This window comes from Nonomuraea wenchangensis, from assembly GCF_900111685.1.
Lineage (GTDB): Bacteria > Actinomycetota > Actinomycetes > Streptosporangiales > Streptosporangiaceae > Nonomuraea > Nonomuraea wenchangensis.
Map to the genome: position 1 here is coordinate 636218 of NZ_FOHX01000002.1, position 14306 is coordinate 650523.

Below are 14306 nucleotides of genomic sequence, written 5' to 3' on the forward strand. Positions count from 1 at the left end.
CGCCCGCCCGCGGCGCCTCACCCCGCTCAGAGCCCGCGCCGAGCGCGCCTGACGCTCACCTGCGGGGCAGTTCGCTGCCTCGCACATGGGTGCAGAGCCAGTCGACCAGCGGCGCGAAGTCGCGCCATGCCGCCGCCACCCGCTCGCGCGACTCCACCGTGGAAACCCAGGGCTCGGGGTCGAAGCAGATGCCCGCGTGCAGGGACTTGTGGCGCAGCAGCCCGATGCGCGGATGGTCGTCGCCGAAGCCGCGCGGCCGGGTCTTCAGCCGCGCGCCCTCCACGGTGTAGCCGGCCGCGGCGAGCGCGTCGGCGAGGGCCGCGAGCGGCTTGCCCGACAGGTCCTCGTCCACGGCCGCCCGGTAGCGGGCGACCTGGTCGGACGCCTGGGTGTAGCAGCCGCCGGCCGCGAACAGGCCCGCCGCGCTGATCTCCACGTAGAGCCCGATGCCGGGCAGGCGTTCGACGAACGCCCCTTGATGGGTCTTGTAGGGCGACTTGTCCTTGGCGAAGCGCACGTCGCGGTGCGGCCGGAAGAGGTGGGCCGGCCCGAACTCGGCGGCCAGCTCGTCGGTGAGCGCGAGCATGGGCGCCCGCACGGCCTCCTCGTAGCGGCGTCTGTGCTCGGCGAAGTAGGTCTTGGAGTTGTCGGCCTCAAGACCCTCGTAGAACAGGAACGCCTCGTCGGGAAAACCGGTGAAACCCATGCCGCCAGAGTGCCACGCCGCACCGACAGGGCGGCAATCCGATCAACGGCGCTCGGTGTACTCCCTGCCGGGCACGGGCGGGCGGCCGTACAGCTCGGAGACCGTGACGAAGGTGAATCCCCTGCGGGAGAGCGTGTCCAGCAGCCGGGGCACGGCCTGGACGGTCGTGCCGTGGATGTCGTGCATGAGGACGATCGAGCCGGCCTTGGCCTTCCCCGCCCGCCGGGCCACGATCGCGGGGACGCGGTCGCGCCAGTCGAGGGTGTCGACGTTCCACAGGATCTGCGCCAGGCCCTCGCGGCGGGTCTCCCTGGCCACGTGCGGGTCGGTCGCCCCGTACGGCGGGCGCATGAGCCGCATGCGCACCCCCGTGAGCCGCCGCACCAGCTCCGAGGTGCGCCGCAGCTCGCGGCGTACCCCATCGTCGGACAGCCCGGTCAGCGCCGGATGGCTCCAGGAGTGGTTGCCGATCTCGTGGCCCTCGTGCACGATGCGCCGGGCGAGGTGCGGGCCGTGGTCGGCGGCCACCATCTGGCCGAGCACGAAGAAGGTGGCGAGGACGCCGCGCCGCCTGAGCATGTCGAGCAGCCGGCCGGTGTGCTCGCCGGGCCCGTCGTCGAAGGTGAGGGCCACGCACTTGATCCGCCCGCAGTCGAACGAGCGGGTGCGCGGCCAGCCGGGCTGGATGGCCGCCAGCCGCTTGGCGAGCCGGTCGGGATCGACGTGGGCCGCCCGCATCGGCACGATCGCCGGCGGCCTGGCCGCAAGCCGGTGCGCCGCCGACTCGGTGACGCAGGCCACCAGGGCGAGCAGGGCCAGCGGCAAGGCCCATACACGCATGATTCCCCCCGAAGCGCCGCAAGCGGGGGGTCAGATCATGGATAGTCCCGGGCCGGCGTCCCCCGCAGCTCCCTGGCCAGGTCGTCCCACCAGAGTGGGATATCGGCCTGCAATTCCTGGAAGCGGCGCGCCACGCGTATGGCACATCCGACCGGATCCGTACCCAGATGCCGACGTTTTACCAGTCCTTCCTGCCAACGGTAAAAACCATCTCGATAGTGCACGACCAGCCCGATCCACACGGGGATGGTCGCGTCGTCGCCCAGTTCGTACGCGCTGGTGACGCCCCGGCCATGAAGCTCGGCGTGCAGCTTCTCGGTCGCCGCTCGGGCCTCACTCATACGCCACCTCCTGCCCTGCGGCTCGTCTAGACATGGGGTAATCATGAAACTCCGCCGGGTGATCCGCAGGGCGTTCGACGTTATTGGTCATGCGTCTCGCGGGGCTCGGCGACGACCATGACGATGCGCAGCTCAGCGGTGCCCTGGTTGGCGTAGCGGTGGGGGCGGTCGGCGGTGAACAGCACGGCGTCGTCCTTGCCGACGACGTGGCTCTTGCCGTACACGGTGAGGGTCAGCTCGCCCTCCAGGACGGTCACCATCTCGCGGGTGCCGGGCGGATGGGCGTCACCGTCGTGGTGGTCGCCGGGGGCGATGCGCCAGTCCCAGAGCTCCAGGATCATCGGCGAGTCGGCGCCGACGAGCAGCCTGGCCCGCACCCCGTCCTGGGTGAAGGTGACCACGTCGGACTTGTCGACGATGCGCACCAGGGGCACGTCGCCGACCTCGACCAGCCGGGCCACGGTCACGCCGAGGGCGGAGGCGATCCTGGTGAGCGTGGACACGCTGGGGTTCGTCCGGCCCTGCTCGACCTGGACGAGCATGCCCCGGCTCACGCCCGACCGGGCGGCGAGCTGGTCCAGCGTGAGCCCGCGGTGGGAGCGCAGGTAGCGGACGTTGCTGGCGATGGCCTGGTTCATGAGCTCGGGGTCTTCCATGCAGTGCAGTGTAGTGATATTCAGGGACAACCCACTGCACTCACTGTGTTGTACTGGATGGGCAACATATTGGACTTCCGAAAAGGAGCTGACGAATGACCGCGGTGATCCTGGCGACCGCCTGCGCGGTGGTGTACGGCACCGCCGACTTCTTCGGCGGCCTGGCCACCCGGCGCACCCAGGTCCTCGCGGTCGTCGCGCTCTCGCAGCTCGCCGGGCTGGCGCTGGTCCTCGTCCTGCTGCCGGTGCTACCGGGCACGGCCGGCGGGCCGGCACTGCTGTGGGGCCTGGCCGCCGGGCTGTCGGGCGCGGCCGGGCTGGCGCTGTTCTACCGGGCGCTCGCCACGGGCGTGATGTCCGTGGTCGCGCCGACCACGGCGGTGACCTCGGCGGCGCTGCCGGTGCTGTTCGGGCTGGCGACCGGCGAGCGGCCGGCGTTCTGGGCACTGGTGGGCGTGGTGCTGGCGCTCGGCTCGGTGCTGCTGGTCAGCCAGGACCGCTCGGCCGGAGGAGAAAAGGTCCCCTCCGCAGGGCTCGCGACCGCGCTGCTGGCCGGGGCCGGGTTCGGCGGGTTCTTCATCCTGCTCGCCATGGCCCCCGCGGACGCCGGGCTGTGGCCGCTGGTCGGGGCGCGCCTGTCGTCGGTGACGGCGGTGACGCTGGTGGCGCTCGCCACCGGACGCGCGCTGCGGCCCCGGGACGGCGTGGGGGCGCTGCGCGTGATCGTGGCGGCGGGCGTCCTGGACATGGTGGCCAACGTCCTCTACCTGCTGGCGCAGCGGCAGGGACTGCTCAGCCTCGTGGCCGTGCTCGTCTCGCTCTACCCGGCCAGCACGCTGCTGCTGGCGAGGCGCGTGCTCGGGGAGCGGCTGAACGGCATCCAGGTGACGGGCGTGGCATGCGCGCTCGGCGCGGTGGCCCTGATAGCCGTTGCGTAGCCCCGGGCGCGCTTGTTACGTTTCGCCCGTGCGGCCCGACCGGGCACGGATCAATGGCGAGGGTCTGAGGCACGTCGGCGTGCCGTACGACTCTGATGACGCCTTTGTCCGGCTCGTGGTGCCACGCGTACGGATCGCGCTTACCGAGGGCCGGCGCGTCCTGGTGATCACCTGCCCGGACAACCTGGACCGGCTGACCGACGCCCTGGGCCGCGACGCAGGCCACGTCGACCGGCGGGTGGCGGCCTCCTGGTACGCACACCCCTACCGCACCCTGGCCGCCCTGCACGACTACACCCGGGGCCGGCGCACGCTCGTCGTCGGCGAGCCGGCCTGGGAGGGCAGGAACGACCGCGAGGTCCGCGAGCTGATCCGCCACGAGTCGGTGCTCAACGCGGCGCTCGCCCCGTACGCGGCGCTCCTGTTCTGCATGTACGACCTGCGCCGGGCGCCCCCGGACGCGCTGGCGTACCACGGGGTCAGCCATCCGCTGCTGCTAGACGCGGCGGGCGAGACGCCGAGCGCCGGTTTCGTCCCGCCGGGAGAGCTGGTGCTGAGCGGCGACCGCGCGCCGCTGCCCGCGCCGGGACCCGGCGCGGTGACGATCCGCTTCACGGCCCGCGAGCTGAGACGGCTGCGCCACAGCGTCGGCGACTGGGCGAGGACCGCCGGGATGGCCCGCGATCTGGTGACGTCGCTGGTCATCAGCGTCTCGGAGATCGCCGCGAACAGCGTGGAGCACGGCGCCGGGTTCGGCACGATCACGATGTGGCACGCCGGCGGTGAGCTGATCTGTGAGATCGCCGACCCCGGCGGAGCCCTGGACGACCCCTTACCCGGCTACATACCACCCGAGCCCGAGTCCCCCAGGGGATACGGGCTCTGGATCAGCAGGCAGCTCTGCGACCTGGTGGAGCTGCGCGCGGAAGGCGGCGTGCTTCGCGTCCGCCTTCATCTGTCTCTGGGTGCGTGAGGTGCGTGACGTTCCCGCTCAGGCCGCGCGCGGGCTGGGGACGCGTACGGCGCCCTCCTCGCGGGCGTAGTCCTCCAGCATGCCGCGGAGCTGGCGGCGGCCCCGGTGCAGACGGGACATGACGGTGCCGATGGGCGTGCCCATCCGCTCGGCGATCTCCTTGTAGGGGAACCCCTCCACGTCGGCCAGGTAGACGGCCACCCGGAAGTCCTCAGGCAGGGAACGGAGCGCGTTCATCACGACACTGTCGGGCAGCCGGTCGAGCGCCTCGGTCTCGGCCGAGCGAAGACCCGTCGAGCTGTGCGACTCGGCGGCGTGGAGCTGCCAGTCCTCGATCTCCTCGGCCGCGGACAGCTTCGGCGAACGCTGCTTCTTGCGGTAGTCGTTGATGAAGTTGTTCGTCAGGATGCGGTGCAGCCACGCCTTGAGGTTGGTGCCCTCACGGAACTGGTGATAGGACGTGTAGGCCTTGGCCACCGTCTCCTGGACGAGGTCCTCCGCGTCGGCGGCGTTCCGGGTCAAGCGCATGGCGGACGCGAAAAGCTGCGACGTCACGGGCACGACATCGCGCTCGAACCAATCCTGGCGCTGCTCATCGGTCATGGTGATCAAAATTTCATTCCCCCTTGCGCTGTCCCCCGTCTCGGCAAAGGCCGTCTGCCGACGTCCTCATCATGGCAAGTCCCTGCTAAGGGACGCGTTAGCGAGAGTCCGCCAAGGTCAGAAGGGGTTTCCGTCCATCTGCTCGCGGCGTGCATCATCACGTCCACGGCCGGACAAGTCTCGTTATCATAACACTACCCACCCAATTCCGCAGTAATAGTGGCCAGCATCACAGGGGATAGCGTAAGAGCATGATTTTCGTAGACCGTCACGACTCGCGTACGCGCCGCTGGGTGGCGGAGGCCATACTCAAGGTGGAGGCCGATGCCAACCGGAGTTGCGACACACACCTTCACGTCTTTCCGCTGCCCTCGCACTGGGGAGTAAACCTCTACTTGAAAGACGAGTCGGTGCACCCGACTGGTTCACTCAAACACCGACTCGCTCGCTCACTGTTCCTCTACGGTCTGGCCAACGGCTGGATCGGGCCCGCCACCACCATCGTGGAGGCCTCCAGCGGCTCCACGGCGGTGAGCGAGGCCTATTTCGCCAGGCTGCTCGGCCTGCCCTTCATCGCGGTGATGCCCGCCTCCACCTCGCCCGAGAAGATCCACCTCATCGAGTTCTACGGCGGCAAATGTCATCTGGTGCGCGACCCCGCCACGATCTATGACGAATCTCACCGCCTGGCCGCCGAGACGGGCGGCCATTTCATGGACCAGTTCACCTACGCCGAACGCGCCACCGACTGGCGGGGCAACAACAACATCGCCGAGTCCATCTACTCCCAGATGGCGATGGAGCCGCACCCAGAGCCGGCATGGATCGTCGTCGGGGCGGGCACCGGCGGCACGTCCTCCACTATCGGCCGCTACATCCGCTACCGCCGCCACCCCACGCGCCTCGCCGTGGTGGACCCGGAGGGCTCGGCCTTCTACCCGAGCTGGACCACCGGCGACGCCACGCTCACCGCGCCCGGCTCGCGCATCGAGGGCATCGGCCGGCCACGCGTCGAGCCGTCGTTCCAGCCGTCGGTCATCGACCGCATGATCGCGGTGCCCGACGCCCGCTCCATCGCCGCCATGCACTGGACCCGCGAGGTCACCGGACTCGACGTCGGCGGCTCCACGGGCACCAACCTGGCCGCCTGCGTGCAGCTCGTGGACGAGATGCGCCAGGCGGGCGAGCGCGGCAGCGTCGTCACGCTCGTCTGCGACAGCGGCGACCGCTACAAGGGCACCTACGGCAACCCCGCATGGCTGGCCGCGCAGTCGCTCGACATCGAGCCGCACCTCGGCGAGCTGCGCGCCTGGCTGGACCAGTAGCGCCGCTCAGCGGGCCGCGTCCAGCAGCTCCGCCAGGCGGGCGGCGTTGCGCTGGGAGTTGTCGCCGCAGCAGTTGTTGGTGAGCACGTGCGTCACCGCCGCCCGATCCGACAGCCGGGCGATGCGCTCCGCCCAGTCGCGCAGCTCGTCCTCGCCGTACAGGTAGCCGAACCGCTCCTCGATCACCTTGCTCGCCCACTTCTCCGAGTGGCCGTGCAGGCGGACGACGGCGAGGTCCGAGGTGGCGGCGAGCACGGGCGGCACGGACGACGGGTGCCCCTGAGGCATGTCCACGCACACGTACGGCAGGTCGTGCGCGGCGAGGAAGTCGAGCGTGTCCGCCCGGTGCGCGTCGTCCATCCAGGCGGCGTTCCTGAACTCGACGCAGATCCGCATCGGCCGGCACCGGTCGCGGCAGCGCAGGAGATAACGGCGGTTGCTCTCGCCCGGCGGGAACCACGGCGGGAACTGGAACAGCAGGGCGCCCAGCCGCCCCGCCTCGTGCAGCGGCACGAGCGCGCTCAGGAACCGGTCCCACACCTCCTCGACCACCTCCGGCGGCAGGTCGCGCTGGTAGAGGGTGCGCTTGGGGCGCTCGCCGAGCGCCGTGCGTAAGTCCTTGTGCAGCGCGTCCGGCCGGGTCGGGTGCTGGGTGAGCAGGGAGAACGCCTTGACGTTGAAGGTGAAATCGTCCGGCGTGCGCTCGCGCCACAGCTCGGCGGTGCGCCGCGCCGGCGGGTGGTAGTAGGTGGCGTCCACCTCGACGAGGGGGAAGCGGCTCGCGTAGTGGGCCAGCCTGGCCTCAGGGGTGCTCGCCTCCGGCGGATACCAGCCGGAGGCGAGCAGCGACTTGTCCGTCCACGACGCGGTGCCGACGAGGATCTTGCCCATCGCCGCCACGTACCCCGCGCGGACGCCTGATCACACCTCGGCCAGCGCGCGCCCCACGTCCTCGTCGCCCGGGGCCAGGTCGGCGGCGCGCAGCAGATCCCGCCGCGCCCGGTCGGGCAGGCCCGCCGCCCGGAACACCACCGACCTGTTGAACAGCAGCTCCGCGCTCTCCTCCACGGCGAGCGCGCGGCCCAGGTCGGCCAGGGCGCCCTCGTGGTCGCCGCGCTCGTGGGCCAGCTCGGCGCGGCCGGCCCACGCCGCCACCAGGCGCGGGTCCAGCTCCAGCGCCCGGTCGTAGGCGGCCCGCGCCTCCCGGGGGTGGCCCTCGGCCTGCTCGACCTGGCCGAGCACGCACAACAGGTGCGGGTCGCGCGGCGCCGCCGCCAGCCCGGCCTGCGCGTCCTTCCTGGCCAGCGCGTACGCGCCGGTCGCCGCGTGGATCCCGGCCCGGTTGACGTAGGCGGGGGCGAAGGCGGGGTCCAGCTCCAGCGTGTGGTCCAGGTCGGCGCGGGCCCCCGCCAGATCGCCCGCCGCGTAGCGCAGCTCGGAGCGGTTGTAGTACGCCTCGGGGAAGGGCGGGCTGAGCCGTATGACGGCCTCGTAGTCGGCCAGCGCCTCCGCCGGGCGGCCGAGCCTGTGCAGCAGGTTGCCCCGGTCGAGGTAGTAGTCGGGGTAGCCGGGGTCGGCGGCGATCGCCCGCCCGTAGTCGGCCAGCGCCTCCTCCGGCCGGCCCGTCATGGCGAGGAGCTGGGCGCGGTTGGCGTACAGCACGAGCCGGTGGATCGGGTGCTCGCCGGCGAGGTCGGTCTCGGCCAGGTCGAGTGCCTGCTGGACGAGCTCCATGGCGGCCTCCGCGCGGCCCCTGCGCACCTCGACGAGGGCCTTGCCGTTGAGGTCGAAGCCCAGGTGGAAGGCGCGCTCGCGGGGGTCGGGCAGCAGGGAGGTGATGGTGACGGCCTCGTTGACCCAGGCCAGCGCCTCCTCAGGGTCGCGCCGGGCCGGGTCGTGGTGCCGGACGAGGATCATGGCCGTGGCGTAGGCCATCGTGGCGCGGTGTCTCGGATCGGTGACCCGGCGGCGGGCCTCGTCGTAGAGGGCGCGGGCCTCGTCCTCGCGTTCGACGGCCTCCAGGGCGCCGGCGACCTGTTGCAGCAGCCGCTCCCAGCCTCCCGGGTCGTCCTCGTACGATGTCGCGCGCAGCCTCGCCAGCCCCGACTCCGCCATGGCGTGGTGGAAGCCCTCGTCGCGGTAGCGGCCGAAGTCCTCGGGCAGCGGCCCCGCCGACGGCGCGGACGGGCCCTCCTCGACGCGCAGCAGCGCGGGGTCGAGCCGGCGGCGCAGCACCGCGACCAGCTCGACGTCGGTGGGGTCGGCCTCGGCCAGGTTCGTGACGGTGACCGCGAGCGGACCCGTCCTGGCCAGGTGGTCGCGGACGAACTCGGCGAGCCCGTTGGCCAGCCTGAGCGTACGCCGCGCCCCGGGGACCAGCACCCGCTGGGACCGGGGCAGCGCGTCGGCCAGCGAGCGCCTGCGGGCCGGCACCAGGGGCCGCAGGGCGGGCGCCGCCGTCCTGATCTCGATGTCGTACGCGGCGGGCAGGCCGGACCCGCTCTCCAGCGCCTCGGGGACGAGGCGGCCGAGGAGCGCGGCGGCGAAGGTGTACGGACCCCCGCCCCGGCGGTCCGCATCGATGACGATCGTGTTCACGCGACCTCTTCCGGTGCGGCCGGCGCCTCTGTGCGGGGAGGCGCCGGCGCGGTCGGCTCAGGACATGTGCCTCGGCGCGGCCGCGGCGGTGACCTTCACGGTTCCTGGCCGGTGAACGACGATCTTCTTCATGGTGGCGCCCTTTCACGTGCTCATGACCAGAGGATCATTGATGACCGGTACATGTCAGCACATGCAAAACTCACCCATCAAGGCATCTTCTGGTAAGGGCCCTTACGTGAATCGATAGGTCCTGTCCGTAATGGATCATTCACCCAGAATCGCGTCCACGAAGACCTCCGCGTCGAACGGCGCCAGGTCGTCGGGGCCCTCGCCGAGGCCGACGAGCTTGACCGGAACGCCCAGCTCCCGCTGCACCGAGATCACGATGCCGCCCTTGGCGGTGCCGTCGAGCTTGGTCAGCGCGATGCCGGTGATGTTGACGACCTCGGCGAACACCTGGGCCTGGCGCATGCCGTTCTGCCCGGTGGTCGCGTCGAGGACGAGCAGCACCTCGTCGACCGTGGCCTTCTTCTCGATGACCCGCTTGACCTTGCCCAGCTCGTCCATCAGGCCGGTCTTGGTGTGCAGGCGGCCGGCGGTGTCGACGATGACCGTGTCGACGTGCTCCTCCATGCCCTTGGCGACCGCGTCGAAGGCCACCGAGGCCGGGTCGGCGCCCTCGGGCCCGCGTACGGTGTCGGCGCCCACGCGCTCGCCCCACGTCTGGAGCTGGTCGGCCGCGGCGGCCCGGAAGGTGTCGGCGGCGCCGAGCATGACCTTCTTGCCGTCGCCCACCAGCACCCGCGCGAGCTTGCCCGTGGTGGTGGTCTTGCCGGTGCCGTTGACGCCGACGACCAGCACCACGGCCGGCCGTTCGCCGTGCTTCTGCACGTGCAGCGTGCGGTCGAGGTTGGGGTCGATCTGGGCGAGCAGCTGCTCGCGCAGCAGCGCCCGCACCTCGGCGGGAGTGCGGCTGCCCAGCACCTTGACGCGGGTGCGCAGCTCCTCCACGATCACCTGCGTCGGCGCGATGCCGACGTCGGCGGTGATGAGGCGCTCCTCGATCTCGTCCCAGACCTCGTCGTCGAGCCGGTCGCGGGACAGCAGCTCCAGCAGGCCGCGCCCGAGCGTGCTCTGCGAACGGGCCAGCCGCGAGCGCAGCCGGACCATCCGGCCGGCGGACGGCGGCGGCACCTCGGTCGGCGGGGCGACGACCATCGGCTCCGCGGGCGGGGCCGGCGGCGGCAGCGTGGTGGTCGCGCCACCCTCGCGCTCCTCACCCGCCGCGGGCGGCTGCTCCTTCTCCTCCGGGATCGGGAGGGTCTCGGGCGGCTTGACCGGCGGGGCCTTACGGCGCGGCCGAAGCAGCAGGAAGAGACCGCCGGCCGCCAGCAGGGCGACGACGGCCACGATCACGATGACGCCGAGGTAACTCTCCACAAGATGTCAGTTTTCCAGATCGACTGTCATGGTCACGCCCAAGGCCACACCGTTCAGGCCGACTCGCGCTCTCTGAGCCGCTGACTGACGACCTGCGTCACCCCGTCGCCGCGCATCGACACGCCGTAGAGAGCGTCGGCGATCTCCATCGTGCGCTTGTTGTGCGTGATGACGATCAGCTGCGAGCTCTGCCGCAGCTCCTCGAAGAGCGTCAGCAGCCGCTGCGTGTTGGTGTCGTCGAGGGCCGCCTCGACCTCGTCCATCACGTAGAACGGCGACGGCCGCGCCTTGAAGATCGAGATCAGGAACGCCACCGCCGTGAGTGAGCGCTCACCGCCGGACAGCAGCGACAGCCGCTTGACCTTCTTGCCCGGCGGGCGGGCCTCGACCTCGATGCCGGTGGTCAGCATGTCGTCCGGCTCCGTGAGCACCAGCCGGCCCTCGCCGCCAGGGAAGACGCGGGTGAAGATCTGCTCGAACTCGCGGGCGACGTCCTCGTAGGCGGAGGCGAACATCTGCTCCACCCGGTCGTCGACCTCCTTGACCACGGTCAGCAGGTCGCGCCGGGTCTTCTTCAGGTCCTCGAGCTGCGAGGTCAGGAACGCGTGCCGCTCCTCCAGCGCCGCGAACTCCTCCAGCGCGAGGGGGTTGACCTTGCCGAGCTGGTTCATCTGCCGCTCGGCGGCCCGCGCCCGCTTCTCCTGCTCCTCGCGTACGTAGGGGACGGGCGGGTCGCCGGGGACCGGGGCGTCGGGACCGTACTCGGCGAGCAGCGACTCGACCTCGACGCCGAACTCCTCCAGCGCCCGCTGCTCCATCTGCTCCAGCCGCAGCCGCTGCTCGGTGCGCGCGACCTCGCTGCCGTGCACGCGGTTGACCAGCTTGTCGAGCTCCTGGCCGAGCTCGCGCACCCGCAGGCGCACCTGCTTGAGCTCGGCGTCGATCGCGACGCGGGCGAGGTCGGCCTCGTCTCGCTCCCTGGAGGCCAGCGCCACCGACTCGGCGAGGGCCGCCAGCACCCGCTGGGCGCCCTTGCTCACGGCCTCGGCCAGCGCCGCCTGACGCCGCCGCCTGGCCCGCTGGGCGGCCGCCTGGGCCCGCTCCTCGCGTTCGCGGCGGGCGGCCCGCAGCAGGCCGTCGGCGCGGCCCTCGACGCCCTTGACGCGCTCCTCGGCCGTGCGGACCTGGAGGCGGGTGTCCATCTCGCGCTGCCGGGCGACCTCGCAGGAGGCGGCCAGCTCGTCGCGCAGGTCGGTGGTGGGCTCGGACTCCAGCTCCTGGGCGTATTCGGCCTCGGCCAGGCGGATCTCCAGCTCGGCCAGCTCCTCCAGGCCCTCGGCGCGGGCCTCCTCGGCCTTGGTCACGCTCGCGCTCAGGCGCTCGGCCTCGGCGCGGGCCGCGTTGGCGGCGGCCTCGAGCTGGGCGAGCCGCCGGGCGGCGGCGGCCGTGCGCTGGTCGGCCTCCCGCTGGCGGCTCCTGACCTGGTCGAGCGCGCCCTGGGCGGCGCTCACGCCGGACTGGGCGGTGGTGACGGCGGTCTGGGCCTCGTTGACCCCGGCCTGGGCGGCCTCCAGCGCGGCCTGCGCGCGCTGCTCCCCGGCGATCGCCTCGTCCAGCGCCGCCGCGGTCTCCTCCGCCCGCGCCCCGGCCTCCTCCAGGTCTCTGACGGCCTCGTCGAACGCGGCGCGGACCTGGAGCACGGACTGCCCGCCCGCGGCTCCGCCGCTCGCCACCCGCGCGCCCACGACGTCTCCGGCCATGGTGACGGCCCTGAGCCGCGGGTGCAGCTCGACCAGCTCCCGCGCCGCCTCCAGGTCGGCCACCACGGCGACGCCGTCGAGCACGTGGTCGAGCGCCGGCCGCAGATGGTCGGGGACGGTGACCAGGTCGGCGGCCCACCGCGCCCCCACGGGCGCGGCCCCGCGCACCCCGCCGGCCCCGGAAGGGCCGCCTGGGCGGGCCACCAGCAGCGTGGCCTGGCCGGAGTCGTGCTCGCGCAGCAGGGCGAGCGCGTCCACGGCGGTGTCGATGGTCTTGACGGCGATCGCCTCGGCGACCGGGCCGAGCACGGCGGCGACCGCCGCCTCGGCGCCCGGCGTGACCTGCAGGGCGGCGGCCAGCGGCCCGAGCACCCCGGCGAGGTCGGCCTCCAGCAGCGCGGCCCCGCCGTCGCCCCTCGCCAGGCCCATCTCCAGGGCGTCGCGGCGGGCGGCCAGCGCGGCCACCGACCGCTGCGCCTCCTGGTCGGCGGAGCGCGCGGTGGCGACCGCGGAACGGGCGGCCTGCAGCCCGGAACGCGGCCCGTCGAGCGCGGCCTTGGCCTCCTCGGCCGCCACCCTGGCCGCGTCGGCGACCGCGCGGGCCTCCTCGACCAGGGCCTGCGCCGTGGCCAGCTCCTCGGCCAGCGCGGGATCGACCGCGGGCTCCTCCAGCCGCTGGGTCTCCAGGTCCTCGCCGGCCTGCCCGGCGCGCTCGGTGGCCTCGGCCACGGCCTGCTGGAGCCGGCCGATCTCCTCCTCGGCGGCGCGGGCCCTGCTGCGTACGGAGTCGACCTGGCCGCGCAGTCTGGCCAGGCCCTCGCGGCGGTCGGCGGCGGCCCGGGCGGCCAGCGCGAGCCGCCGCTCCTCGGCGCTCAGCTCGGCCTCGTGCCCCGCCCGCGCCTGGACGGCCTCCTCCAGCAGCTCGCGCGCCTGCTCCAGCTCGGCCCTGAGCACGAGCTCGCGCTCGCGTGCCTCGGCCGCCTCGCGTTCGAGGTCTTCCGGGTCACGGCCGCGGCGCTCGATGGAGGCGGCGTCGAGCGCGTGGCGGTGCCGCTCGGCGGCGAGCTGCTCCAGGCCGGTGGTGCGCTCGCGGAGCGAGGACAGCCGGAAGTAGGTCTCCTGGGCGGCCGCCAGCCGGGGCTGGGCCTCGGCCTCGGCGGCCTCCAGCGCGGCCTCCCGCTGCTGGGCCTCCGACAGCTCGGCCTCGACCTGGGCCCGCCTGGCCATGATCGCGGCCTCGTCGGCGGCCTCGCGCTCCAGGGTGGCGCGCAGCGTGCCGACGTCGTCGGCGAGCAGCCGCAGCCGGGCGTCGCGCAGGTCGGCCTGGATGACGGCGGCCTTGCGGGCGATCTCGGCCTGCCTGCCGAGTGGCTTGAGCTGGCGGCGCAGCTCGGTCGCGAGGTCCTGGACGCGGGTCAGGTTGGCCTGCATGGCGTCCAGCTTGCGCAGCGCCTTCTCCTTGCGCTTGCGGTGCTTGAGCACGCCGGCGGCCTCTTCGATGAAGGCCCTGCGGTCCTCGGGGCCCGCGTGCAGCACGGCGTCGAGCTGGCCCTGGCCGACGATGACGTGCATCTCGCGGCCGATGCCCGAGTCGGACAGCAGCTCCTGGATGTCGAGGAGGCGGCAGGTGTCGCCGTTGATCGCGTATTCGCTCTGCCCGGACCGGAACATCAGCCGGCTGATGGTGACCTCGGTGTAGTCGATCGGCAGGGCGCCGTCGCTGTTGTCGATGGTCAGCGTGACCTCGGCGCGGCCGAGCGGGGGCCGGGAGGAGGTGCCGGCGAAGATGACGTCCTCCATCTTGCCGCCGCGCAGCGACTTGGCGCTGTGCTCGCCCATGACCCAGGCGAGGGCGTCCACGACGTTGGACTTGCCTGAGCCGTTGGGGCCGACCACGCAGGTGATGCCCGGCTCGAACCGCAGGGCGGTGGCGGAGGCGAAGGACTTGAATCCGCGCAGGGTGAGGGTCTTCAGATACAAGCGCGACCCCCTTCTCCCTGACCCGGACCTTCGGAAAAGCCTACTGGTCCCGGCCACCCGGCGCAGGCTGCACCGGGTGGGACAAGGGCAAATAGCAAGGGACGCCTCTCAGAGACGTCCCTGGGTCTTGCGCTCCGATCACT

Annotated in this window: 12 protein-coding genes; 3 read left to right on the top strand and 9 right to left on the bottom strand. The window is 72.5% G+C overall.

The genetic code is table 11. The annotated features are described in order from the left end of the window. Nucleotides 1-55: 55 nt before the first annotated feature. The 4 genes from BMW85_RS07060 to BMW85_RS07075 all read right to left on the bottom strand — a co-directional run bounded on the left by BMW85_RS07060 (nucleotide 56) and on the right by BMW85_RS07075 (nucleotide 2543). Nucleotides 56-706, bottom strand: coding sequence for a DUF2461 domain-containing protein (locus tag BMW85_RS07060; protein ID WP_091078351.1), 651 nt, complete (start codon nucleotides 704-706; stop codon nucleotides 56-58). 42 nt (nucleotides 707-748) lie between these two features. Further along, on the bottom strand, nucleotides 749-1546 hold the full coding sequence (locus BMW85_RS07065) for a polysaccharide deacetylase family protein (RefSeq protein ID WP_091078353.1): 798 nt from the start codon (nucleotides 1544-1546) through the stop codon (nucleotides 749-751). A gap of 35 nt (nucleotides 1547-1581) precedes the next feature. Next, nucleotides 1582-1887 carry a hypothetical protein gene (locus tag BMW85_RS07070; RefSeq protein ID WP_091078355.1) on the bottom strand — a complete coding sequence of 102 codons (306 nt, stop codon included), beginning with the start codon at nucleotides 1885-1887 and terminating at the stop codon, nucleotides 1582-1584. An 80-nt stretch (nucleotides 1888-1967) separates the two neighbouring features. Further along, nucleotides 1968-2543 carry a helix-turn-helix domain-containing protein gene (locus BMW85_RS07075; protein ID WP_091078357.1) on the bottom strand — a complete coding sequence of 192 codons (576 nt, stop codon included), beginning with the start codon at nucleotides 2541-2543 and terminating at the stop codon, nucleotides 1968-1970. Nucleotides 2544-2638: 95 nt separating this feature from the next. Between BMW85_RS07075 and BMW85_RS07080 the strand changes: the two genes are divergently transcribed. Together BMW85_RS07080 and BMW85_RS07085 are read left to right on the top strand one after the other, a co-directional pair. Further along, nucleotides 2639-3481 (top strand): EamA family transporter, encoded by an 843-nt coding sequence (locus BMW85_RS07080; protein WP_091078360.1) that lies wholly within the window; start codon nucleotides 2639-2641, stop codon nucleotides 3479-3481. Nucleotides 3482-3509: 28 nt separating this feature from the next. Beyond that, nucleotides 3510-4454 (top strand): sensor histidine kinase, encoded by a 945-nt coding sequence (locus tag BMW85_RS07085; RefSeq protein ID WP_177240528.1) that lies wholly within the window; start codon nucleotides 3510-3512, stop codon nucleotides 4452-4454. 18 nt (nucleotides 4455-4472) lie between these two features. On the opposite strand, the gene BMW85_RS07090 is transcribed toward BMW85_RS07085, so the two are convergent. Beyond that, nucleotides 4473-5057 (bottom strand): sigma-70 family RNA polymerase sigma factor, encoded by a 585-nt coding sequence (locus tag BMW85_RS07090; protein WP_091078957.1) that lies wholly within the window; start codon nucleotides 5055-5057, stop codon nucleotides 4473-4475. A 251-nt stretch (nucleotides 5058-5308) separates the two neighbouring features. Here BMW85_RS07090 and BMW85_RS07095 point away from each other — a divergent pair, with 251 nt between their 5' ends. Next, entirely contained in the window at nucleotides 5309-6382 is a 1074-nt protein-coding gene (locus BMW85_RS07095) for a PLP-dependent cysteine synthase family protein (protein WP_091078364.1), read from the top strand. Nucleotides 6383-6388: 6 nt separating this feature from the next. Here the strand turns inward: BMW85_RS07095 and BMW85_RS07100 are convergent, their stop codons facing one another. The 4 genes from BMW85_RS07100 to smc form a co-directional block, all read right to left on the bottom strand. Beyond that, nucleotides 6389-7273: a DUF72 domain-containing protein gene (locus BMW85_RS07100; protein WP_091078366.1), complete on the bottom strand. Its 885-nt coding sequence runs from the start codon at nucleotides 7271-7273 to the stop codon at nucleotides 6389-6391. Between the two features lie 30 nt (nucleotides 7274-7303). Further along, entirely contained in the window at nucleotides 7304-8980 is a 1677-nt protein-coding gene (locus tag BMW85_RS07105; protein ID WP_091078368.1) for a tetratricopeptide repeat protein, read from the bottom strand. Between the two features lie 267 nt (nucleotides 8981-9247). After that, on the bottom strand, nucleotides 9248-10423 hold the full coding sequence (ftsY, locus tag BMW85_RS07110; RefSeq protein ID WP_091078370.1) for a signal recognition particle-docking protein FtsY: 1176 nt from the start codon (nucleotides 10421-10423) through the stop codon (nucleotides 9248-9250). 53 nt (nucleotides 10424-10476) lie between these two features. Further along, a complete protein-coding gene (gene smc / locus BMW85_RS07115) occupies nucleotides 10477-14163 on the bottom strand; it encodes a chromosome segregation protein SMC (RefSeq protein WP_091078372.1) in 3687 nt (1228 codons plus the stop codon). Nucleotides 14164-14306 lie beyond the last annotated feature (143 nt).

Bases quoted from the DNA above. Each gene is read 5' to 3' on its own strand.
- BMW85_RS07075 (WP_091078357.1), bottom strand. From the start codon at position 2,543: ATGGAAGACCCCGAGCTCATGAACCAGGCCATCGCCAGCAACGTCCGC.
- BMW85_RS07070 (WP_091078355.1), bottom strand. From the start codon at position 1,887: ATGAGTGAGGCCCGAGCGGCGACCGAGAAGCTGCACGCCGAGCTTCAT.
- BMW85_RS07065 (WP_091078353.1), bottom strand. From the start codon at position 1,546: ATGCGTGTATGGGCCTTGCCGCTGGCCCTGCTCGCCCTGGTGGCCTGC.
- BMW85_RS07100 (WP_091078366.1), bottom strand. From the start codon at position 7,273: ATGGGCAAGATCCTCGTCGGCACCGCGTCGTGGACGGACAAGTCGCTG.
- BMW85_RS07090 (WP_091078957.1), bottom strand. From the start codon at position 5,057: ATGACCGATGAGCAGCGCCAGGATTGGTTCGAGCGCGATGTCGTGCCC.
- BMW85_RS07060 (WP_091078351.1), bottom strand. From the start codon at position 706: ATGGGTTTCACCGGTTTTCCCGACGAGGCGTTCCTGTTCTACGAGGGT.
- BMW85_RS07080 (WP_091078360.1), top strand. From the start codon at position 2,639: ATGACCGCGGTGATCCTGGCGACCGCCTGCGCGGTGGTGTACGGCACC.
- BMW85_RS07095 (WP_091078364.1), top strand. From the start codon at position 5,309: ATGATTTTCGTAGACCGTCACGACTCGCGTACGCGCCGCTGGGTGGCG.